Origin of the sequence: Lawsonibacter faecis (assembly GCF_014287675.1) — a bacterium.
GTDB classification, from domain to species: Bacteria; Bacillota; Clostridia; order Oscillospirales; family Oscillospiraceae; genus Pseudoflavonifractor; species Pseudoflavonifractor faecis.
Genome location: NZ_JACOPQ010000001.1, coordinates 363,215 through 385,711, shown reverse-complemented (window position 1 = coordinate 385,711; position 22,497 = coordinate 363,215). Strand labels below are relative to the sequence as shown.

The following is a 22,497-nucleotide window of genomic DNA, read 5'->3' as shown; positions in this document are numbered from 1 at the left end:
CGGGGCAATTTATTTGCCCCGAGCAGATGAAAAGAATGGGGTCCCCGCACGGCGCCAGCCGGGTGGGGCGGGGCAGAACGCCCGGCTGGCCGCGAAGCTGACCGGGTTCAAGATTGACATCAAGCCCGCGTCCAACCCCGGCCCGGACGAGCCGAAGGAGGATGCGGCCATCGCAGAGGACGCGGGCGCAGACGAGGAGTAAGGCGGAGCCGCGGCTTTCATAAGCGCCGCACAGGCGCAAGACAGATTCCGTTCGCTGAACGATAAGGAGGTGCAAGCCGTGCCGAAGAAAATACCCCTGCGCCAGTGCGTGGGCTGCCGGGAGATGAAGCCCAAGAAAGAGCTGATCCGGGTGGTTAAGTCCCCCGAGGGGGAGGTCTCCCTGGACTTTAAGGGCAAGAAGCCGGGTCGGGGCGCGTACCTGTGTCCCAACGGCGAGTGCCTCAAGCGCTCGCGCAAGTCCAAGGCCCTGGAGCGGGCCTTTTCCGCGCCTTTGCCGCCTGAGGTGTACGAGGGCCTGGAACACCAGATGAAGGAGGGTGATCGGGATGAGTAGCAGTGTCCTCCCCCTGCTGGGCCTTATCAAGAAGGCGGGGCGGCTGGAGATTGGGGAGGAGCCGGTGGGCGCCTGCGCCCGCGCCCGGCAGGCCAAGCTGATTCTGGTGGCCGGCGACGCGGCGGAGAATTCCCGGCGGCGGGCCTCTCATTTCGCCGAGGCGGGCGGGGTCCCCTGGGTGGACGTTCCCTTCACCAAGGCGGAGATGGGCGCCATGATGGGCCGGACCTCCTGCGCCATGGCGGCCATTACCGACGCGGGCTTCGCGGCCTCCCTGGTCTCCAAGCTGGCGGCCGCCGACCCGGAGCGCTACGGCGAGACCGCCGCCGCCCTGGATACCAGGGCGCAGAAGGCACTCCAGCGGCAGAAGGAGCAGCGCCGTCACGAGAGGAACCTGAAGGAGGGCAAGCACAAGCCCTGGGCCCCGCCGCCCAGAGAGAGCGGGACGGGCGGGAAAAAGGACGGCGGAAAGGGAAAGCGGCCTGAGACCGCCGCACCGGGCGCACAGGCCCGCATCGCCCTCAAGGGCAGGGTGAAAATCAAGGGGAAGCTTCCCCCCGGCCCCGACAAGCCCGCATGAAAAGACAGATAACGCCGCGTATGCGGCTTGAACACATAGAACGTATCCGTTATTGGAGCAGCCGCTTGTTCCAATAAGAAAGCGCAAGAGACCCGCCGTGTCCCGCAGGGGAGCGGCGGGCCGGGGAAAGCATGAGCTTGCGTTTTCCTATTGGTGCAGGCATCCACTGCCCTTGCTTTATGGAGGTGGCACATTTGCTGAATAAATACCGTGTACACGAGGTGGCCAAGGACTTTGGCATGAAGTCCAACGACGTGGCTGATATCCTGACCAAATACGCCCAGACCCCCAAGAACCATATGCAGGTTCTGGAGGAGAAGGAGCTGTCCATCATCTTTGACTATCTGACCCAGCACAACCAGGTGCAGAGCGTGGAGAGCATCTACGCCGACGTCTACCACGAGCCCAAGGCCCCGGAGGCGCCCAAGACCGCGCCCGCCGCTCCCACGGCGTCCCGGCAGGCGGCGCCCGCCCAGAGGGGCGCGCCCGCGCCCCACGGCCAGCAGCCCCAGGCGCCCAAGGCGGCGCCCCAGCAGGGGGGCCAGCCCCAGAGCGCCGCGCAGCAGAACGTCAGCCGGCCCGCCACCCGCGTGCCGGAGAAGAAGGTGGTCGACACCCGCAAGGGCGGCGACGTGAACCTGGCCAAGTATGACGAGAAGCTGGAGACCCTGGCCGCCGGCAAGACCAACCAGATGCAGGCCGGCAAGCAGAAGTTCCAGGGCCGCAACAACAACCGCCGGGGCGGCGGCTTCCAGGGCAACAAGCGCCGCCAGGAGGAGCAGGAGAAGATGCGCCGCCTCCAGGCCGAGATCGCAAAGAAGCACCCCCTGGTGGTCAAAATTCCCGACGAGATCGGCGTGGGCGAGCTGGCCTCCCGGATGAAGAAGACCGGCGCCGAGGTCGTGAAGTGCCTGATGAAGAACGGCGTCATGGCCTCTCTCAGCGAAATTATCGACTTCGACACCGCGGCCATCATCGCTGAGGAGCTTGGCTGCAAGGTGGAGAAGGAAGTTATCGTCACCATCGAGGAGAAACTCATCGACACCGCCGTGGACAAGGAAGAGGATCTGGTGGAGCGCGCCCCGGTGGTCGTGGTCATGGGCCACGTCGACCACGGCAAGACCAGTCTGCTGGACCGCATCCGTGAATCCAACGTGGTGGACCGCGAGGCGGGCGGCATCACCCAGCACATCGGCGCCTACCAGGTGGAGGTCAACGGCAGCACCATCACCTTCCTGGACACCCCCGGCCACGAGGCGTTTACCGCCATGCGCGCCCGCGGCGCCATGATTACCGATATCGCCATTCTGGTGGTGGCCGCGGACGACGGCATCATGCCTCAGACCGTGGAGTCCATCAACCACGCCAAGGCCGCCGAAATTCCCATTATCGTGGCCATTAACAAGATGGATAAGCCCACCGCCAACCCCGACCGCATCACGCAGCAGCTCACCGAGTACGGCCTGGTGAGCGAGGCCTGGGGCGGCGACACCATCATCTGCCCCATCTCCGCCAAGACCGGCGAGGGCATTGACAACCTGCTGGAGATGGTCACCCTCACCGCCGAGATGCGGGAGCTGAAGGCCAACCCCAACCGCACCGCCCACGGCGCGGTCATCGAGGCCAAGCTGGACAAGGGCCGCGGCCCCGTGGCCACCCTGCTGGTGCAGAACGGCACCCTGAAGCAGGGCGACGTGATCATCGCCGGCACCGCCGTGGGCCGCGTCCGCGCCATGACCAACGCCCAGGGCGAGAAGGTCGAGGCGGCGGGCCCCTCCGTGCCTGTGGAGATCATCGGCATGGGCGAGGTCCCCGGCGCGGGCGACGACTTCCACGCCGTGGCCGACGAGCGCATGGCCCGGGAGCTGGTGGAGCAGCGCAAGCACGAGCAGAAGACCGCCGCGTCCGCTCCGGCCAAGCAGAAGGTCAGCCTGGAGGATCTGTTCAGCCAAATCCAGGAGGGCGAGCTCAAGGATCTGAACATCATCGTGAAGGCCGACGTCCAGGGCTCCGCCGAGGCGGTCCGCTCCTCTCTGGAGAAGCTCACCAACGAGGAGGTCCGGGTGCGGGTCATCCACTGCGCGGTGGGCGCCATCAGCGAGAGCGACGTGATGCTGGCCTCCACCTCCAACGCCATCATTGTGGGCTTTAACGTCCGCCCGGACAACAACGCCCGGGACAACGCCGCCCGGCTGGGCGTGGATATGCGGATGTACCGCGTGATCTACGACGCCATTGAGGAGATCGAGACCGCCATGAAGGGTATGCTGGCCCCCAAGTTCAAGGAGGTCTCCCTGGGCCAGGCCCAGGTCCGCGAGGTGTTCAAGATCACCGGCGCGGGCATCGTGGCCGGCTGCTACGTCACCGAGGGCAAGATTCAGCGCGGCGCCCAGCTGCGCCTCATGCGGGACAATATTGTCCACCACGAGGGCGTGATCGCCACCCTCAAGCGCTTCAAGGACGACGTCAAGGAGGTCGCGCAGGGCTACGAGTGCGGCATTACCATTGAAAAGTTCGGGGACGTGAAAATCGGAGACGTGATTGAGGCCTTCATCATGGAGCAGATCCAGGTGTAATGCCGCACGAGTACCAAGCGTTTTGGCCCCCCGCAGGGCCAAAACCTTGATGCCGGGCGAATTCGCCGTATGATTTCATCGTGAACAGTTAATAGATAATAGTTGGGACGGGAGTACGGATTGCCACGCCGGTGTGCGCACCGGCTCGCAAAGACGGTGGCTGCGGAGACGTTTCCCACCGCTGTCGTTGCGGGCCGGGACACAAAACAGCGGGGCGGTCCGCGGCTCCCGTCTTTTCACGCAGAGGCGGCGGCCGCCGCCCGCAAATAAGGAGAAAAATATGGCAAGCAACAGAATCGGACGCATCAATGAGGAGATTCAGCGGGAGCTGGCGAACCTGATCCGCACCGTGAAGGACCCCAGGGTCCACGGGCTGGTGTCCATAACCGCCGTGGAGACCACTCCGGACCTGCGGTATGCCAAGGTGTTCGTCAGCGTTCTGGACCAGAGCGACGTGAACGAGGTGGTCAAGGGCCTCAAATCCGCCGGGGGATACCTCCGGCGGGAGCTGGGAGGCAAGCTCTCCCTGCGGTATACCCCGGAGCTGATGTTCCAGCGGGACGACTCCATGGCCGAGGGCGCGCATATCCTGGAGCTCATCGAAAAGCTGGATAAGTGAAAAGCGAAAAATGAAAAAGCGGGCAGAGCTGAGCGCGCGGTTTTTCACGCTTTACGTTTCCGTTTTCTTTTAATGGGAGGTCACTATGGACTACAGAGAGGCCGCCGCTCTGCTGGCTGAGCAGAACGATATTTTAATCCTCACCCACAAGCGGCCCGACGGGGACACCATCGGCTGCGCCGTGGGCCTATGCGCCGCGCTGCGGAAGCTGGGCAAGACCGCCTGGGTGCTCCCCAATGCCGACGCCACCAGCCTCTTCACCCCCTATCTGGAGGGATGCCTGGCCCCCGGGGAGTTTGCGCCCCGCTTTGTGGTGAGCGTGGACATTGCGGGCCGGAGCCTCTTCCCCGAGAACGCGAAGGTCTGGCTGGAGCGGGGCGTGGATCTGGCCATCGACCACCACCCCTCCAACGAGGGCTTCGGCCGGGAGAACTGTGTGGACGCCGGACGGGCCGCCTGCGGCGAGCTGATTTTCGATCTGGTGCGGGAGTGGGGGGAAATTGACGCGGCCATTGCCCTGCCGCTCTACGTGGCGGTCTCCACCGACACGGGCTGCTTCGTCTACGGCAATACCACCCCCGGCACCCACCGGGTGGCCGCCGCACTGATGGAGACAGGCATCGATTACCGGGGGGTCAACAAGCGCCACTTCCGCACCAAGAGCTTCAAGCGGCTGCGCCTGGAGAGCATGCTGTGCCAGAATATGGAGCTCTTTGACGGCGGCAGAATCGCCGTCGCCGCCGTGACTCTGGAGATGATGGCGGTCCTGGACGCCAGGGAGGAGGACGCGGAGGACGTGTCCGCCTTCGCCGGGCAGGTGGAGGGGGTGCAGACCGCCGTCACCATCCGGGAGCTGCGGCCGGACGAGTGCAAGCTCTCCGTCCGCACCTCCGCCGGGCTCAACGCCTCCGCCGTCTGCGCCCTGCTGGGTGGAGGCGGCCACGCCGCCGCGTCCGGCTGCACCGTCCACGGCAGCGTGGAGGAGGCCAAGCGGGCGATACTGGAGGCCATTGAGAAAGTAAAAAGTGATTCTTAAAAAGCGCCGGGGGCGCCGCCCAATGTCATAAAGTGAAGGCATTCAGCGTGGGCGCTACCCTAGAGCTGTCATTCAGAGCCGATGCTTGGCGCAAGGAGGCCTTTATGCCCAACGGAATTATCGTCATTGACAAAAGCGCCGGATGGACCAGCATGGACGTGTGCGCCAAGCTGCGCGGCGTGCTGCGGGAGAAGCGGGTGGGCCACGCCGGGACCCTGGACCCCATGGCCACCGGGGTGCTCCCTGTGTTCGTGGGCCGGGCCACCCGGGCGGTGGAATTTGCCTCGGAGGGCGGGAAGGAGTACGTCGCCGGGCTGAGGCTGGGCGTCGTCACCGACACCCAGGACACCACCGGGAACGTGCAGGAGGAGCGCCCCGTCCGGGTGACGCGGGAGGAGCTGGAGGCCGCATTGGACCGGTTCCGGGGAGAGATTCTCCAGGTGCCGCCCATGTACTCAGCCGTCAAAATCGGGGGAAAAAAGCTCTACGAGCTGGCCCGAAAGGGCAAAGAGGTGGAGCGCAAGGCCAGGTCGGTGACGATCTATGAGCTGGAACTGCTGGAGGGGACGGAGGAGCGGCCCGCCGGGGCCGGCGGAGACGGCTGCGCGGACTGGAAGCTGCGCGTCAAGTGCTCCAAGGGGACCTATGTGCGCACCCTCTGCCACGATATCGGACAGGCCTTGGGCTGCGGCGGGTGCATGTCCGCCCTCCGCCGGACCGAGGCGGCGGGCTTTACGCTGGCCCAGGCGGTCACCCTGGAGGAGGTCGTGGCGGCGGGGGAGCGGGGCGGGGCCGAAAAGCTGCTCCTCCCCGTGGACGCCTATTTTGCCCGCTACCCCGAGCTGAGGGTGGGGGGCGGCGCGGAGAAGAAGCTGCGCAACGGCATGGCCGTTCCCGCCCCCTGCGGGGACGGGACCTTCCGGGTCTACGGCGAGGGCGGGGCGTTTTTAGGCCTGGGCGGAGCGAAGGACGGGTCGCTGCGGTTTATCAAGAGCTTTTTTGAGGTATCGTAGCCGCGGCGCGGCCATGAGGCGCTTTGCGCTTGCGGCATCCTGGAGACATCACCCTGTTGGCGGCGGCGCTTCAGCCGCCCCGCGCACGAGGAGCAGTTTACATTGAACGAACAAAAACGAGTTATCGCCCTGGGCTTTTTCGACGGGGTGCACAGGGGCCACGGGGCCCTGCTGAGCCGGGTGGCCGGTAAGGCGGCGGAGCTGGGAGCCGCCCCCGCCGCCGTCACCTTCGACACCCACCCGGAGAACCTGATTTTCGGCAGCCCCATGCCTCTGATCAACTCCCCCCTGGACCGGGCGGAGCTGATGCGCCGTTACTACGGCATCCGGGAGGTCATTGTGGCCCACTTCGACGACCGGATGATGCACATGCCCTGGGAGGACTTCATCACCGAGTTTTTGGTGAGGGAGCACGGCGCGGTCCATCTGGTGGCGGGGCATGACTTCCACTTCGGCTACAAGGGGGAGGGCAACCCCGACCGGCTGCGGGAGAAGTGCGCCCGGCTGGGCGTGGGCTGCGATATCATCCCTAAAGTGGAACTGGATGGAATCACCATCTCCTCCACCTATATCCGCACCCTGCTGGCCCAGGGCGAGATCGAGCGGGCCAATTACTTCCTGGGCCACCCCCACACCCTCACCGACACGGTGCACCACGGTAAAAAGCTGGGCTCCACCCTGGGCTTTCCCACGGTCAACCTGCGCTTTCAGCCCGGCGTGCTCATTCCGGCCCGGGGCGTGTACGCCGCCAGGGTGTGGTTTGAGAACGGGGAGAGCCGATGCGCGGTCACCAACGTGGGTGTGCGCCCCACGGTGGACAGCCACGGAGAGGTCAACGTGGAGGGCTTCATCCTGGACTTCGACGGCGACCTCTACGGCCAGACCGTCCGCATGGAGTTCTACCGGTATCTGCGGGGAGAGCGGAAGTTTCCCACCCTGGAGGCCCTGCGGGAGGAGATCATGCGCAACGCGGAGGAGACCAGGGCGTACTTCCGGGGCCGTGAGATGTAAAAAGGCCCCGGGCCCGGCGGCGCACGCCGCAATAAAACGAGCGGACAGCGTTAAGCTGTCCGCTCGTTTTGGCTTCAGGACGAGGCAAATCAGGAATCCGGCTCCTCAGCGGAGGCGGCTTTTTCTTTCTCCAGGGCCTCAAGGCCGAGACGAATCAATGCGTTGACGGCTTGTGTGCGATTGCCAATACGATTTGTAAAACGATAATCGTCAATTTGCTTCAGCATTTCTTCTGAGACTGTAATCGTGAATCTGGGCCGTTCGGTAGCCATATAATCACCTCGCTAATATTATACATAGGTTCACCAGAGATGTAAAGGTTCACTGGACAGCTATTGACATTTCACCAGTTCACCACTATAATAATTGCGAGGACAGTTCACCACTTCACCAGAAATGGGAGGATACTATAATGGAACAAAAGCGGTTGAAGGTTGCGATACAGCCAGAGCTGGAAGAGAAAGCAGAAAAAATAAAAGATAGATTATTTAAAGATACGTCCTATGCTGAAATGTATAGGCAATTAATTAGTCGGGGCCTGGCGGAAGCCGAGAGAAAAAAGGATGGGGCACAGGATGACCGGACAGCCTGACAAGCGCGCGTTGGACTATAGCTGCATCCTCTTTGACGCCTGGGAGTACTGGCTGCTCCGCTACGGCGGGGGGTGGTTTCTGGCCTGCTTCGCGGCGGTAAGCGCCTTTACCTGGGCAGAGTGGGAGTATCAGGTCTCCTGGGGGCGGTGGGGCTATTTTTCCTGCGCCCTCTTCGGCATGGCCGCCCACACCCTCACCTACGGCCTGGCCCGCCGCCGCAAGCGGCGGGAGGAGCTGCGCTTTGCGGAGGAGGCCCGCCGGCGTCTCGCCCTCCTCGCGCGGGCGGAGGCGGAGGGTGACGAGCAGACCGCCAGGGACTGCGGCTACTGGCTGCTGATTTTGGATGCATTCCGGGAGGAGCACTGCCGCAGGGAGGCGAGATACCAGAAGAAGCGGGAGCAGGACGTCTTTCACCGCTGACGGCGCGGGGTGCGCAGGGCCGTACACAGGAAATCCCCCTTCTGAGGCGTTATGCCTCAGAAGGGGGATTTTTCGGTCTGCACGGGAGACGCGGGGGGCGGGAGCCCGGCCTGCCGGGACGCCGCCGGGCCGGAGCAATGTCATTGGCGAAAAATTCCCTATTCAGGGGCTGGTACTCCTGTTGATGGGGATTCCAGAAGGTGAATTGTCCCGAAGGGACAGGAGAAACCGCCCTGGGGCGCGCCGGTCCGAGAGGCCGCGCTCCCGTTGGCCGCGCGGTTCCCTTCGGCCCGCCGCTGCGCAGCACGGCTTTGAATGACAGGGCCGTGGGGGGATTGCTTCCCTTAATGATACTGCGGACCGGAGGGGGAGCGCTTCTCTGTGCCGAGGGCCGAATAGGTCCGCAGCAGCTCGCCGTACTCGGCGGTGATGCCGCGGTAGGCCGCCAGAACGGGGGTGCAGTGCTCCCGGACCTCGGAGAGAATTTCGTCGAAATGGAGGGCGATCACCTCCACCACGGCGGGGTCGATAAGGCCCCGGGCGGTCTGTTCCCGGAGAATGGAGAGGGTCTTCTCCTTGGGGTAGGCGTCCTTGTAGCTGCGGGTACCCAGCAGGGCGCTGACGATGTCCGCCACCACCACGATCCGCTGACTGAGGGTCAGCTCCGCCCCGCAGAGCCCGGCGGGATAGCCGGAGCCGTCCAGCTTCTCGTGGTGGCGCAGGGCGATTTGGGTGGTGACGCTGTCCACGGCGCCGCCCAGGATTTCGCCGGTGAGGGACACGTGGGTGCGCATCACCGCCATGGCCTGGGGGCTGAGCCTGCCCGGATACTCCAGAATTTCCACGGGGATGCCGATTTTGCCCAGATCGTGGAGCATGGCCCCGTAGTGGATGTGCAGGGCCTCCTCCGGGCCCATGCCCATCAGCCGGGCCACGGCGTCGCTGATCCGGGTGGTGGTAATGGTGTGGGTGACGGTGTGCTGGCTGCGGAAGTCGATGGTGTAGACCAGCATCCAGAGATAGGTGTCGATATCGCCGTCGGACAGGGAAACCCTGGGGAGGATGTCGGTGAAGGCGACGGCCTCCCCGCCGGCCAGCCGCCCGGTCAGATCGAAGCGGGCGTCGGCCGCATAAAAGAGGTCCACAAACTCCCCGCCGAAACGCCCGCCCCTGGACCGCTCCAGATAGGCGGACAGCCCGGGGCGGTCCGGGCCGTGGTCGCTCACGAAGACGTCCACCCGGTCGGCCAGGTTGATGATCTGGGCCACATCCCGGCAGGGGGCGTCCAGAGCGTTCAGGAGGGGCGCGCCGATATGGTGGAACAGCACGCCGTCCGCCCATTTCCCCAGCGGCGAGAGCCTGCGGAGAAAGAGGTACCCGTAGATGGAGTGCTCCCAGATGTTCTCCGACTCGAACTGGACCATCCTGTCGATCTCGTCGGTCTTGTAGGCGCCCACGTCGTGGAGCATGGCCAGAAAGCAAAGGTCCTGAAAATCCCGGCCGGTATACCTGCCCTGGACCTCCAGCAGGCGGGAGACCAGATAGGCCACCCGCAGTCCGTGGTCCACCAGGCGGGGGTCCACGAGGTTGAGGGTGCGCTGTACCAGGACGCTGATATTCGCGCTGTTCACAATGGGCATGGCGTTCTCCTCCAGACGGCCGTCCGCGGCGCAGCGGGTTTGATGTTCAGTGGGCAATATTATAACATAAACATTTGGCACTTGCGATTGCACTGGCAAAGAATGTGATAAAAAGTGTAAGTTGGGGCGGAAGCGGCAATTTTCGGCGCGGTGCAACATTCCGGCGGCGGCAGGCCATATATGTTATATGGCGCAGGCTGCGGGTGGTAAACCTGCTCTCCGGGGGAGCGGGCCGGAGCCCACAGGGGATGGAGGCGCCCCGGCTTTGGCGGCTTTCCCCTCAACAGGAGCGCCAAGTCCCTGCGGGTGGAAATAAGCGCGTTACCTCTGGCGGCGGGCAGCCGGATTGTAACCTTTTTTAGTTGACATAAGCACCGTGTCTGCTACAATAGAAGAAACGTGTCTGACAGGGAGGAACCGGGGATATGAACGAGGCAATCCGTATTTTAAACGAGGTAAAGAAGGCCGTGGTGGGCAAGGACGACGTGCTGGCCCGGGCGCTGCTGGCGCTGCTGGCGAGAGGCCACATCCTGCTGGAGGACATTCCCGGCGTGGGCAAAACCACCATGGCCCTGGCCTTTTCCCGGGCGCTCTCGCTGGACTACAACCGGGTGCAGTTTACCCCGGACGTGATGCCCTCGGACATCACGGGCTTCTCTCTCTACAACAAGGCCACCGGGCAGATGGAGTACCAGAGCGGCGCGGCGCTGTGCAACCTCTTCCTGGCGGACGAGCTGAACAGGGCCACCTCACGCACCCAGTCGGCCCTGCTGGAGGCCATGGAGGAGGGACAGGTGACGGTGGACGGCGTGAGCCACCCGGTGCCCAAGCCCTTTGTGGTCATCGCCACTCAGAACCCGGCGGGGGCCTCGGGCACCCAGCTCCTGCCCGACTCCCAGATGGACCGCTTCATGGTGCGGCTGTCCATCGGCTACCCGGAGCCGAACGACGAGAAGGACCTCCTCCGCCGCAAGCAGGGGGGCAATCCCCTGGAGCGGGTGGGCCAGGTCCTGGACCACGGGGGGCTGCTGGCCCTCCAGGATCGGGTGGAGGCCGTCCACGTCTCCGACGAGGTGCTGGAGTACATCGTGGCCCTCATCGGCGCCACGCGCCGCCACCCGATGATCGAGCAGGGAGCGAGCCCCCGGGCCTCCCTGGCGGTGACCGCCATGGCCAAGGCCGCGGCCTTTGTCCAGGACCGGGACTACGTCCTCCCCGAGGATGTGCGCCTGGTGTTCCCCGACACGGTGGCCCACCGGCTTCTCCTCTCCCCCAAGGCGGAGGCGGGCAAGCTCCCGCCTGTCCAGGCGGTGCTCCGCGCCGTCCCCGCGCCCAAGGTGCGGTAATATGGCGCGGTGCCGGATTGGCTATCTGATGGCCCTGGCGGCGGCGGGGCTGTTCTTCGTCTCCTTCTCCGACTGGTTCTCCTTCTATATCCTGGTGCTGGCCCTGGTGTTCCCCTTCTTCTCCCTGGCGGTGAGCCTGCCGGGGATGCTGGGGTGCAGGGTCAGCCTTGACGCGCCCGGGGGAGCGGTGCGCCGGGGGAGCGGGCACGAGGCCGGGCTGCGCGTTGAGAACCGCTGGGGGCTCCCGGTGGGGCGGGTGGCGGTGGACCTGAGCTGCCGGAACGTGATGACCGGCCAGACCGGAACCGTCCGGCGGAAGGGGGCGGGCGGCTCCCTGGGCATGGACTTCCGGGAGCCGCTGGACACCAGCCACTGCGGCTGCCTCCGGTGGGAGGTGAGGCGGGTGCGGGTGTGCGACCTGCTGGGCATCTTCTCCATCCGACGGGCCGTACCCCAGGCCGCCCGTGTGCTGGTGCTGCCCCTGAACCTGCCCGCCGAGGGCGTGAAGGGGCTTATGGGCATGGAGGACAAGAACCCGGTCATGAAGCCCCGGCCCGGCGGCGGCCCCGGCGAGGACTACGACCTGCGGCCCTACCGGCCCGGCGACCCTCTCCGCTCCGTCCACTGGAAGCTCTCCTCCAAGGTGGACGATCTGGTGGTGCGGGAGACCCTGGAGCCGCGTAAGACCGCCATTCTGCTCACCTTCGACCTCTACGGCCCGGCCGAGGTCCTGGACCGGGCCTTCGACCGGCTGGACGCGGTGTCCCGGGGGCTCATTGAGGCCGAGCGGGGCCACTATGTCCAGTGGATTCAGCCGGGCACCCTCGAGGTGCGCACCCGCTATGTCTCCGACATCAAGGAGCTGCGCGCCCTCCAGTGGGAGATGTTCTCCACCCCCGCGCCCATGGAGGGACGCTCCCTGCGGGACGTGGGGGTCCACATCGACGGCGTGGACGGGCCCATCCGCCGCCTCCACATGACTCCAACGGGAGAGGGGGAGGCGCGGTGAACCACGTAAATTATGAGAAATTAGGCGTCCAGCGGCGCTCCGTGGTCCTCCTGGCCGACGGGCTGATGCTGTTTCTGGGCGTTTACGGAAGCATCTTCTGCCTGGTCACGGCGTTCCAGCTCCCCGTGGATGGAGGGAAGCTGACCCTGACCTGTCTGGCGGCGGCCGCGGCGGCGCTGATCGTCTTCTCCGTCCCCCGCCTGGGGGTGCGGTTGCTCCTGGTTCTGGCGGCTCTCGCGGCGCTTGCGGGCGTGGTCGTCTGGGAGTACGGGCAGCTGCGCGTCGGCGCGCTGGTCTGCGCCCGGCAGGTGGTGGCCACCTTCGGGTGGAGCCTGGGCACCTCGGCTGAGCTGGACATCTCAGCGTGGGTGGGGACGCTCTCCTTCCTGCGGGAGGTGCAGACCAGCACCCTTCTCTGCCAGGTGTTCGCCGGGGCCATGGGGCTGTGGCTGGGGTGGCTCTTTGTCCGGGTGCGGTCCTTCTGGCTGACCTTCTGGGGCTCCTTCCCGCTGCTGCTGGTGCCTCTGAGCGTCACCATCACCCCGGCATGGACGCCCCTGCTGCTGCTGGTGCTCTTCTGGGGCATGGGCGTGCTCACCCGCCTGCCAAACAAGCGGGACCCCTACGGGGCGGCCAAGACCACCCTGTGCGTCCTGCCCCTGGCGGCGGCCCTGCTGGCGGGTCTGATGGTGCTCCTGCCCGGCGAGGGCTACCAGCGCTCCGATCAGATTGAGCGCCTGCGCCTCCAGCTCACCGACTGGGTGACCATGGCGGGGCGTGAGATGGTCAGTGGGGACGGAAACCTGGGCCTGGGCGGCGGCTCCACCGAGGTGGACCTCACCAAGGCCGGCCCCCTGAACTACGACGGCAGCACCGCCCTCCGGGTGGAGGCCGACACCACCGGGCATATCTACCTCCGGGGGCTGTCCGCCGCCGTCTACACCGGGGAGGGCTGGGAGCAGCTCCCCGACGAGGCCTATGAGGAGCTGAAAAGCGGCTGGATGCGGCAGGAGATGAACCTGGATGCGTTGACAAGCTCCCAGTTCCAGCCGGACGCCGCGCGCTACGTGGACGTGCCCGTCCCCGGCATCGGGGACTACCAGCCCATCAATTTCCCAGCCCTGGCGGACCGGAGCACACACCCCCAGGTGAACGCCAAGCGGTATATCATTGAAAACCTGGCCGGATCCACGGCGGTGGTCTATACGCCCTATCAGCTCCTCACCACCCCCGAGCGCATGACCGGGGCGGAGTTCATCGGAGACGCCTATCTGGCCCGGGGTACCGGCGTATGGAAGCATGTGCTCTATGCCAGGGACGAGGCCAATCCCCTCAGCGGGGCGGTCCTCACCGGCGAGGACGCCGAGGCGGAGCAGAACTACCGCCTTTTTGTGCGGGAGCACTACCTCCAGGTGCCCGAGGACCTGCAGGAGACCTTGGGCAGCCTGCTGGCGGAGTCGGGGATCGGCGGCACGGTCCGGAGCCAGGAAGAGCCGATTCATATCAGCGAGTTTGACAAGGGGACCATCTACTACGGGTCGTCCCTCACGGTGCGCGTTAATATAACCGCCGAGGAGCGGCTGGAGCTGGCCCGGCAGGTGGCGCAGTTCCTCGCCGGCCTCACGGAGTACGACCCGGACACCCCCCTCACCCCGGCGGGAGAGGACTTTGTGTCCTATTTCCTCACGGAGAGCTGCCGGGGCTACTGCATGCACTACGCCAGCGCCGCCGCCCTGATGCTGCGGACCCTGGGTGTGCCCGCCCGCTATGTCTCCGGCTACGTGGCCGACACGGTGGCGGGGGAGCGGGTGGACGTGCCCGACTACAACGCCCACGCCTGGGTGGAGGTCTACTGCGACGGGTACGGCTGGCAGAGCGTGGAGGTCACACCCGGCTTTAACGGCGACTTCCCCTGGGAGCGGGACCCGGACGAGACCGCGCCCCCCAGCCCCAGCGCCTCCGCCACGCCCACACCCGACCCCAGCCCCACGCCCTCCGCGCCCCAGCCCACCCACAGCGCCAATCAGCCCGGAAAGGCGAAGGCGGACTGGAGCTGGCTCTGGTGGCTGACGGTTCCGGCGGCCCTCCTGCTGCTGGCCGTGGCGCTGGTTCTGCGGCGGAAGCTCGCCGCGCGGAGCCGGGGCCGGCGCTTCGCGGACGAAGACGCCAACCGGGCGGTCATTGAGATGTACGTCTATATGGAGCGGCTGCTGGCCTTTGCCCCCGGACGGAAGGCGGACGAGCGGGCGGAGGAGCTGGCCAAGAAGGCCAAATTCAGTCAGCACATTCTGACCGGGGAGGAGCGGGAGTTTGTCCGCGCCCAGACGGAGAAACTGGCAAGAGAGACGGATTTGTCACAGAAATGGTATCAGCGGCTGGTTCTGCGGTATCTCTATGGACTGTACTGAGCAAAAGGCGCCCCCGCCGATGACGGCGGGGGCGCCTTTTGCGGTCTATGAGTTCTCTCGTGGAAGCGCGGGCGGGGAGGGTAAATCAGATATCCTTATCGCTCATATTGCGGAATTCGGTGGGGGTGACGTGGGTGTATTTTTTAAAAATTGTGGAGAAATACTGCGCGCTGGAAAAACCGAGCTTTGAGGCGATGGTGGTCATATCGTTGTCCGTCTCCAGAATATAGCGCATGGCGCGGTCGATTTTGGCGATATTGATATAGTCGTTGACAGTGATGTTGACGGCGGTTTTAAATACGCCCGACAGGTGCCGTACCGTCACCTTGCAGTGCCTGGCGACGTCCTGGAGGGATATGCGCTGGTCCATCCTGTCGCTGATGAACTGAATGGCCGAGATGGCCAGGGGATTGCCGATGCTGAATACCTGGCGGTAGCTCTGGTCGGTTTCGCGGGAGAGGAGAAAGATCAGCTCGTGGATATAGAGCTGGGAGAGCGGGCCGCTGAACGCCTCGTCTGGGGAGCGCATCTCCCGGCAGACGCGCTCCATGCAGCCGACCAGATCCGGAGAGCAGGGCTGATGCAGATAGGAGCTGTGCTCGTCGGCCATGGAGTGCAGAAAACCCACATTTTCAACGACGGTGGGCGAGACATGCAGAAAGCTCTCCGGGTCGAAGTGCATCTGTAAAAAGACCGCCGGGCGGGTGGACCGCATATGAAAGGTGTGTACCATGTGGGAAAAGATGACCATTAATTCTCCCCCGCGGACGGTGATGACCTCACTGTTCACCGTGATGTCGCACTCACCCTCCTTCATGACGCACAGCTCCACATTTTTATGGCAGTGAGGGCCAAAAAAATATCCCGGCTGCAGCGTCCGGGAGAGGGCGTTGTAGATGATGCCTGACTTTTGGCGGTAGAGCATCTCAGTGATGTCCATATGGCCTCGCACCCTTCTGTCACAAAGTGGGGGAATCTGGCGGGGAACGCTCAAAAGTCTATAGGGCAAAGCGGAAAAAGTCAACGCCCGCAATTAAAAATTGTTCCGTATTTTATACGTGGATGGAAAAAATGGGGGATTTTTATAAGACAAGGAAAAAGAGATTGATGTATAGTATGAAATATAAACTGCCTGAAAGGCAAACGAAAATGACCATGGTCATTTTATGGTTTCATGCATGAAACCATAAAGGGCGCTGGTCGCGCGGAGCAAAAGGAGAAAGGAAGGATAACACGATGAAAATGCGCACCTGCAAAAAGCCGGCGGCCGTGCTGCTGGCACTGGCACTGCTGATGTCGCTCCTGCCGTCAGCGGCGCTGGCCGGAGAGCTTGAGGAGGAGCCGGCGGCGGCGCCCTACAGCACCGAAATTCCCAACGACGGCGCCGGGGATACCTGGACCCAGGAGGCATCCTCGGTGGTAGGTACGGCCGACGCCGTGGCGGAGCAGACAGCTGAGGGCAAGCTCCGCCTGGCGGCGGGCAGCCAGAACGAGTACGACTGGACCGGCGGCAAAAAATACCCGTCCATGTTTACCAGCGCGAATCTGGACGCTGCGCTGGCGGCGGCCGGAGATGGGGAAAAGACGTTTTCCATGACCTTTACTCCGAAAGGCAGTCCCATGTGTTTCGGCGTGGCACTCAACTACACAAAGGTGGACCAGAACGTACTGATCGGCTACTCGTTTCATAAGGGAGGCTGGTTTATTGCGCTCAATACCGGCGAGGCCTCGACGGATATACCGCTTGCCGGCATTCAGATTCCGGGCGTCGGGACCACCTACGAACTGGAAGTTCACTGGACCGATGATGAGCTCACAGCCCTAACCATAGACGGGAAGGAGGTCCAGTTTAATCAGGCGGGAGATACCTCCATCGACATCAGCTCCGTGCCCGCGGCGGACAGCCTTGCCCTCATGACGGGAAATTGGCACAATGCGACCGAGCTTATCTGCTCCGATATCCACTATACCGGCCAGGCTACGACGACTGCCTGGGACGTATCGGGCGTCGTGACCGACTCTGTGACGGACGAGCCCGTCGAGGGCGCCGCCATCACGCTGGGGAGCGAGACCGTCAAGACCGACGCGCGCGGGGCGTATAGGGTGCCCGGCCTCCAGGACGGGACCTATTCCCTCATCGTCTCCATGGAGGGCTACTGGTCCCCCGAGGCAGTCGACGTGGCGATCTCCGGCGCGGATATCACCAAGGATCTGGAGCTGGAGGCCTATACCTACAGCGATGTGTCCGGCAAGGTGACCGACGGGGAGACGGGCGCCCCCGTCTCCGGCGCGAAGGTCGTGGGCGGCGGCGTCTCCGCCGCCACGGACGCGGACGGCGCTTACACCCTGCCCCGGATACTGGCGGGGGAGTACACCCTGACCTTTACCAAGGACGGATATCGGAGCGGCAGCAGGGAGGTTGCCATCCCCCGCGGCAGCGGCCCGTTGACCGGCCAGGACGCGGAGCTTACCACGGCTTCCATCGCGACGCTCTCCACGCCTGAGATGGACGTGAAGGTGGATTTGGAGTTCCCCCGGGTCATTCAGTACGAGATGAACGGGAAGATAATTTATGGCCAGACCGAGGAACTGAACACCATCATTATCAATAAGAGCAATCCCGGGATAGACTCTGTGCTGGGTGAGGGGGAGGCGGTCCGACCCAAGGTAACCGCCGAGCAGACGAGTGAGAGCGAGGTCACCTATAAAATGGAGGTGAACGGGGAGGACGGCACTCACGCGGTGATTACGGCCGTGCTGTCCGTGGAGAAAAATGTGCTCACCTTTGCCGTCACTGATGTGGCCTATCCCGACGGCGACCGCATCGAGCATCCGCTCCAGTCCATTGAGATCCCCCGCCACAGCCTTGTGTCCGTGAACAGCACCCAGGAAGGAGCCGCCTTCGCAGGCACCAGGGGGAGCGGCAACACGGTCACCCGCAGGGACACCTATATAGACGTGAACGATGAGATGAACCTCAGCAGCGACGCCTTCTCCCTGGGGGTGGGGAAGGGATCCTTCTATGCCTTCGTCTCCGCCGACGGACTGAGTGCCGGTATCGCCAGCAACGCCACCATCGGCTACGACGTGGCCACCCGCGATAACTACCGTATCCTCGCGGACGCCAGCGAGAGCGCCGACGGCGTGAAGAGCGTGGGCCTGCGCAGCGCCCTCTGGTATTACGACAGAGATGTGGCCTCCTGCATCGAAAGGACCTCGGACAATACGGCATGGGTCAGAAACCCCTATGCGGTGGAGAACCTGACCGCGGAAGAACGTATTATCGGGCCCAGCGAGGAAGAGATGCCCTATGTCAGGGTCGTCATTACCGAGGACCGCAACAGCGACGGCGTCACCGACTGGAAGGATGGCGTGATTGCCGCGCGGGACGACGGCGTCATCCATAAGCCCTTTAAGAGCGAGGAGGTGCCCGAGCTCATCAGCACCCGCATCGCCCTGAACTTCGGCTCCCAGGCCCAGAACCCCTTCCTCGCCACTCTGGATAACGTGAAGCGGGTGGCGCTGAATACCGACGGCCTGGGCCAGGCAGTTCTCCTCAAGGGCTATGCCAGCGAGGGCCACGACTCCGGCCACCCCGATTTCTACGACATCGGTGAGCGCATGGGCGGCGCCGAGGACATGAACACCATGATGGAGGAGGGCCGGGAGTACGGCGCACGATTCGGCATCCACATCAACACCAGCGAGTTCTACCCCGAGGCCGACGCCTTTGACGACCCCATGCTGCGTGTTTTTTCCGACGGCAGCCTGAAGTGGGGCTGGGAGTGGCTGGACCAGGGCGTGGGCATCAACGGCGTCTACGACCTGGCTACCGGCAACCGCGAGGAACGCCTCGCCAAACTCAAGAAACTTGTGGGCGACAACATGGACTTTGTCTACACCGACGTGTGGGGCAACCGGACCAGCGGCGCTGAGGACGCATGGCAGACCAGCAAGCTCTCCAATATGCTCCGGGATAACGGCTGGCGCATGGTTCAGGAGTGGTGCTACGCCAATGAGCCCGAGACCACCTTCTCCCACTGGATCAGCGACTATACCTATGGAGATTACTCCTATAAGGGCTACTACAACAGCGATATCTACCGTATGCTGTTCAACAGCACCAAGGATGTCTTCGCCCCCGACTACTCTCACCTGGGCGGCTCCGCCAACGCGCCCCTGCTGGGCGGTGCGGTGATGCAGGGGTTTGAGGGCTGGCAGAAGGACGGCGAGTACGACGAGCATATTGAGGCCACCTTCGAGCACCTGATCCCCGGCAAGTTCCTCCAGCATTTTGATATTATGGACTGGATAGACAGTGAGACCAGTGTGACCATGCCCTATGCCACGGATTATAATAAGGGGCAGTCCGATACCCAGTGGATTCCCGAGGTCCGGATTGAGCTTGAGGACGAGAAATGGGGCGATGTGGTGGTCACCCGCGGCACCGACCCCGACGAGGCTGCCACCAAGGCCTTTGTCTACGGCGGCGGCACCGACAGCGACAAGCAGGAGTACCGCTCCCGCGTCATTACCCTGAACGGCAAGGTCATCCTGACCGGCGCGCCGGTGCCCGCCACCCCCGTGTCCGGGCAGGCGCTGGCCGGGATCAACGACCGTGATACCGATATCCTGAGGGGGCTGGCCAATCAGAAGTACCTGATTCCCTGGTTCTGGGACAACGAGGGCGGGGACCTCGCCCTGGCCGCTCAGAAGCTCTACCACCGCAACGACCTGGGCGGCGAGAGCACCTGGGAGCTGCCCGACAGCTGGGCCAACGTCACCTCCGTCAAGGTCTATAAGCTCACCGATACCGGCCGTGTCAACGAGCGGACCGTCAACGTTGCAAACCATCAGATTACGTTGACCGCAGAGCCCAAGGTCCCCTATGTGGTCGTCCCCGGCAATACCGCCGCCGTCGGCCCCCAGGTGGAGTGGAGCACCCATATGCACCTGGCCGACGTGTCCTTCAACTCCGCCGCCATCACCGATCATTGGACCGTTACCGGCAGCGGCACGGCAGAGCGATTCGCCACCGAGCGCCAGGTCCCCATGCTGAAGCTGACCGGCGAGGTCGCCGTCAGCCAGGAGATGACCGACCTCGTCCCCGGCCAGGACTACGCTGTGTATGTGGGTGTGGATAACCGCAGCACCGACGCAAAGGCGTTCGTCAGCGTCAAGGTGGACGGCGAGACGGTGGACGCCAACTATACGGAGCGGTCCATCGCCAGAAACCATATCAGCGGCTACACGCACCACTACAAGATGCCCGTCGAGGACAACACCAGCAACTTCCAGAATATGTATGTGTACTTTACCGCCCCTGCGCAGGGCGTCCCCGTCACCCTGGAGCTGAGCCGCGGGGCGGGCACGGGCAACACCTATTTTGACGATGTGCGCGTGGTGGAGGACAGCGCCCGCAACGTCACCAAGGACAGCCTGGGCAGGGTCATCAAATTTGAGCAGGACTTTGAAAACGTGGTCCAGGGCGAGTACCCCTTCGTGGTTGGACCCGTTGAAAATGTGGAGGACAACCGCCAGCACCTGGCCAAGCGCCACGAGCCCTATACCCAGAAGGGCTGGGAGGGCAAGGTAATGGACGACGTGATCGACGGAGACTGGTCCCTCAAGGTCAACGGCGGCGGTATGTATCCGGGGTACAACTATATTTACTCCTATCTGGTATTCCAGTCCGTCCCCCAGAACTTCCGCTTTGAGCCCGGCGTGGAGTACACCGTGGAATTTGACTATGAGATGGGTTCCGATCACTTTGTCCTGGTCAAGGGCGACGGCGCCTACGATTACGCCCACGACGCGGCCGCCAAGGGAGAACTCACCCGGTATGAGCTGAAGGACACGAGCGGGTATCCCAAAACCGCCCCTTCTGAGCATTTCAGGGGTACCATTACCGGCGACGAGTCCGGCCAGACCTGGATCGGCCTCTTAATCACCGATAGCTGGAACTTCTACTACGACGGCGGCACCAACACGGACACCGGCAACTTTACAATGGACAACCTGGTCATCACCCGCAACATCAGCCCTGAAAAACTGGCGCTGGACCAGGTGATTCAACGGGCCATGGCCATGGACCTGACGGAATATCCCGCGGCGGCTGCCGCACTTGAGAATGCCAGGACCATCTATGCGGATGAGAGCGCCAGCGCCGCATCTGTAACGGGCGTCACCGCCAGCCTGGAGGCTGCCATTGCGAACGTTACTTACGGCGTAACGATTGTCGAGGTTGGAAACGGTACGGTAAGCATCGACCCCGCCAGCGCCAAGATGGGCACGGAGATGACTCTGACCATCACCCCGGACTCCGGCTACAAGCTGGATACCATCACCGCAGTCAAGACGGGGGGCGGCAAGGCCGTGGCGCTGACCGGCACCGGCAGCACCAGGACCTTCCTCATGCCCGGCTTCAACACCACCGTGACGGCGACCTTTATCAGCACCGGCGGCAGTTCCGGCGGCGGATCCTCCGGCGGCGGCAGCACCGCCACCGAGACAACCAAAAACCCGGACGGGTCCACCACGAAGACCGTTACCGACAAGAAAACAGGCGAGGTTACTGCGACTACCACGTATCCTGACGGGACAAAAATTGTGACGACCACGCCGAAGGACGGCGCGTCCGTGAGCGTAGTCACGGTTCCCAAGAATAAAGACAGCGTCACCGTAACCATTCCCACCGACCGGAAACCTGCGCCCGGCGAGGTGGCTGTCATCGTCAATTCTGACGGAACCACAGAGGTCGTCAAGACCTCCGTCGCAACCGACGACGGAATGCGCATCACCCTGAGCAAGAACGCTACCGTCAAAATCATCGACAACAGCAAGCGCTTTACGGATGTGGCAGAGGGCTACTGGGCCGCCGGGGCAGTACAGTTTGCCGCCAGCCGGGAGCTCTTTCACGGTACCAGCGCCAGTACATTCTCGCCGACGGAGAATATGACCCGCGGTATGCTGATGACGGTTCTGGCGCGTCTGGCCGGGCAGGATACTGCGGCTGGTGAAACCTGGTATTCTGCCGGCATGGCCTGGGCTGTGGAGCAGGGCATCTCAGATGGGACTGCACCCGAGGCCGACATTACCCGCGAGAGTCTGGTGGTCATGCTCTACCGCTATGCAAAGGCGGAGGCTGCTGACGGCGCATCCTTCAGCGCGTTCCCCGACGCGGGCAAGGTGTCCGACTGGGCGGTTGAGGCCATGAGCTGGGCCGTGGATAGCGGCATACTCACCGGCAACGGCGTGGGCGAGCTCAATCCCACGGGCACAGCCAGCCGCGCCGAGGTGGCAGCCATCCTCATGCGGTTTGTGGAACAGCCGGCAAAATAACGGGACTGAATGTGCCGGACAACAGCGGAAAGAGGAGCCCACGGAGCAAATTGCTCCGTGGGCTCCTTTTGCCACGGGCTGCCGACTCAATCTGAAATAAGGCGCAGAACGGGCGGGGAGACGGACGGCGTCTCCCCGCCCCCTTTCAGCTGAAGTAACTCATAGCGCCGGGACGAATACCGCTTCCGATCCCGGCAAAAACGGCGGAGAGGCACCCCGGCATTTCCAATGAAAAATTGGTATACATAACAGTTAGATACCAATAAACATATTGGACAAAAAACGACATAAAGTGATGACATTTTTGTATAAATACAATAAAATTTAGGCGACATCAAACCTGCGCCGC

General features: G+C 63.6%; 17 protein-coding genes. 14 read left to right on the top strand and 3 right to left on the bottom strand.

The genetic code is table 11. From position 1 onward, the window contains the following. The first annotated feature begins 13 nt into the window (after nucleotides 1-13). The 8 genes from H8S62_RS01735 to ribF all read left to right on the top strand — a co-directional run bounded on the left by H8S62_RS01735 (nucleotide 14) and on the right by ribF (nucleotide 7,391). Nucleotides 14-202: a hypothetical protein gene (locus tag H8S62_RS01735; RefSeq protein WP_243142217.1), complete on the top strand. Its 189-nt coding sequence runs from the start codon at nucleotides 14-16 to the stop codon at nucleotides 200-202. Nucleotides 203-280: 78 nt separating this feature from the next. Beyond that, entirely contained in the window at nucleotides 281-556 is a 276-nt protein-coding gene (gene rnpM / locus H8S62_RS01730; RefSeq protein ID WP_173023825.1) for an RNase P modulator RnpM, read from the top strand. Beyond that, nucleotides 549-1,136 carry a L7Ae/L30e/S12e/Gadd45 family ribosomal protein gene (locus tag H8S62_RS01725; protein ID WP_186918284.1) on the top strand — a complete coding sequence of 196 codons (588 nt, stop codon included), beginning with the start codon at nucleotides 549-551 and terminating at the stop codon, nucleotides 1,134-1,136. The genes rnpM and H8S62_RS01725 overlap by 8 nt, the downstream gene beginning before the upstream one ends. 179 nt (nucleotides 1,137-1,315) lie before the next feature. Continuing rightward, the gene (gene infB / locus H8S62_RS01720; protein ID WP_186918338.1) at nucleotides 1,316-3,712 is read left to right on the top strand and encodes a translation initiation factor IF-2; all 2,397 of its coding nucleotides are present in this window, start codon (nucleotides 1,316-1,318) and stop codon (nucleotides 3,710-3,712) included. A gap of 280 nt (nucleotides 3,713-3,992) precedes the next feature. After that, a complete protein-coding gene (gene rbfA, locus H8S62_RS01715) occupies nucleotides 3,993-4,331 on the top strand; it encodes a 30S ribosome-binding factor RbfA (RefSeq protein WP_155144892.1) in 339 nt (112 codons plus the stop codon). An 85-nt stretch (nucleotides 4,332-4,416) separates the two neighbouring features. Further along, complete coding sequence (locus tag H8S62_RS01710; RefSeq protein ID WP_186918283.1) at nucleotides 4,417-5,367, top strand: DHH family phosphoesterase; 951 nt, start codon at nucleotides 4,417-4,419, stop codon at nucleotides 5,365-5,367. 104 nt (nucleotides 5,368-5,471) lie between these two features. After that, nucleotides 5,472-6,380 carry a tRNA pseudouridine(55) synthase TruB gene (gene truB / locus H8S62_RS01705; protein ID WP_186918282.1) on the top strand — a complete coding sequence of 303 codons (909 nt, stop codon included), beginning with the start codon at nucleotides 5,472-5,474 and terminating at the stop codon, nucleotides 6,378-6,380. A gap of 102 nt (nucleotides 6,381-6,482) precedes the next feature. Further along, nucleotides 6,483-7,391, top strand: coding sequence for a riboflavin biosynthesis protein RibF (gene ribF, locus H8S62_RS01700; protein ID WP_186918281.1), 909 nt, complete (start codon nucleotides 6,483-6,485; stop codon nucleotides 7,389-7,391). An 89-nt stretch (nucleotides 7,392-7,480) separates the two neighbouring features. On the opposite strand, the gene H8S62_RS01695 is transcribed toward ribF, so the two are convergent. Next, nucleotides 7,481-7,663: a ribbon-helix-helix domain-containing protein gene (locus tag H8S62_RS01695; RefSeq protein ID WP_186918280.1), complete on the bottom strand. Its 183-nt coding sequence runs from the start codon at nucleotides 7,661-7,663 to the stop codon at nucleotides 7,481-7,483. A gap of 140 nt (nucleotides 7,664-7,803) precedes the next feature. Here H8S62_RS01695 and H8S62_RS01690 point away from each other — a divergent pair, with 140 nt between their 5' ends. Together H8S62_RS01690 and H8S62_RS01685 are read left to right on the top strand one after the other, a co-directional pair. Then, complete coding sequence (locus H8S62_RS01690) at nucleotides 7,804-7,983, top strand: hypothetical protein (protein ID WP_186918279.1); 180 nt, start codon at nucleotides 7,804-7,806, stop codon at nucleotides 7,981-7,983. Next, nucleotides 7,967-8,404 (top strand): hypothetical protein, encoded by a 438-nt coding sequence (locus H8S62_RS01685; RefSeq protein WP_186918278.1) that lies wholly within the window; start codon nucleotides 7,967-7,969, stop codon nucleotides 8,402-8,404. The genes H8S62_RS01690 and H8S62_RS01685 overlap by 17 nt, the downstream gene beginning before the upstream one ends. Nucleotides 8,405-8,748: 344 nt before the next feature. Here the strand turns inward: H8S62_RS01685 and H8S62_RS01680 are convergent, their stop codons facing one another. Next, nucleotides 8,749-10,044 (bottom strand): HD-GYP domain-containing protein, encoded by a 1,296-nt coding sequence (locus H8S62_RS01680; RefSeq protein ID WP_186918277.1) that lies wholly within the window; start codon nucleotides 10,042-10,044, stop codon nucleotides 8,749-8,751. 425 nt (nucleotides 10,045-10,469) lie between these two features. On the opposite strand from H8S62_RS01680, the gene H8S62_RS01675 reads away from it, so the two are divergent. Genes H8S62_RS01675 through H8S62_RS18460 form a run of 3 tightly spaced genes read left to right on the top strand, consistent with a single transcriptional unit; the run spans nucleotide 10,470 to nucleotide 14,807 of the window. After that, on the top strand, nucleotides 10,470-11,390 hold the full coding sequence (locus H8S62_RS01675; protein ID WP_155144911.1) for an AAA family ATPase: 921 nt from the start codon (nucleotides 10,470-10,472) through the stop codon (nucleotides 11,388-11,390). Between the two features lies 1 nt (nucleotide 11,391). After that, nucleotides 11,392-12,399, top strand: a complete 1,008-nt coding sequence (locus H8S62_RS01670; protein WP_155144913.1) for a DUF58 domain-containing protein — start codon at nucleotides 11,392-11,394, stop codon at nucleotides 12,397-12,399. Further along, the gene (locus tag H8S62_RS18460; RefSeq protein ID WP_186918276.1) at nucleotides 12,396-14,807 is read left to right on the top strand and encodes a transglutaminase domain-containing protein; all 2,412 of its coding nucleotides are present in this window, start codon (nucleotides 12,396-12,398) and stop codon (nucleotides 14,805-14,807) included. The genes H8S62_RS01670 and H8S62_RS18460 overlap by 4 nt, the downstream gene beginning before the upstream one ends. A gap of 85 nt (nucleotides 14,808-14,892) precedes the next feature. Here the strand turns inward: H8S62_RS18460 and H8S62_RS01660 are convergent, their stop codons facing one another. Further along, a complete protein-coding gene (locus H8S62_RS01660) occupies nucleotides 14,893-15,747 on the bottom strand; it encodes an AraC family transcriptional regulator (protein WP_155144918.1) in 855 nt (284 codons plus the stop codon). A 296-nt stretch (nucleotides 15,748-16,043) separates the two neighbouring features. Between H8S62_RS01660 and H8S62_RS01655 the strand changes: the two genes are divergently transcribed. Further along, on the top strand, nucleotides 16,044-22,148 hold the full coding sequence (locus tag H8S62_RS01655) for an endo-alpha-N-acetylgalactosaminidase family protein (RefSeq protein ID WP_186918275.1): 6,105 nt from the start codon (nucleotides 16,044-16,046) through the stop codon (nucleotides 22,146-22,148). Nucleotides 22,149-22,497: the final 349 nt, after the last annotated feature.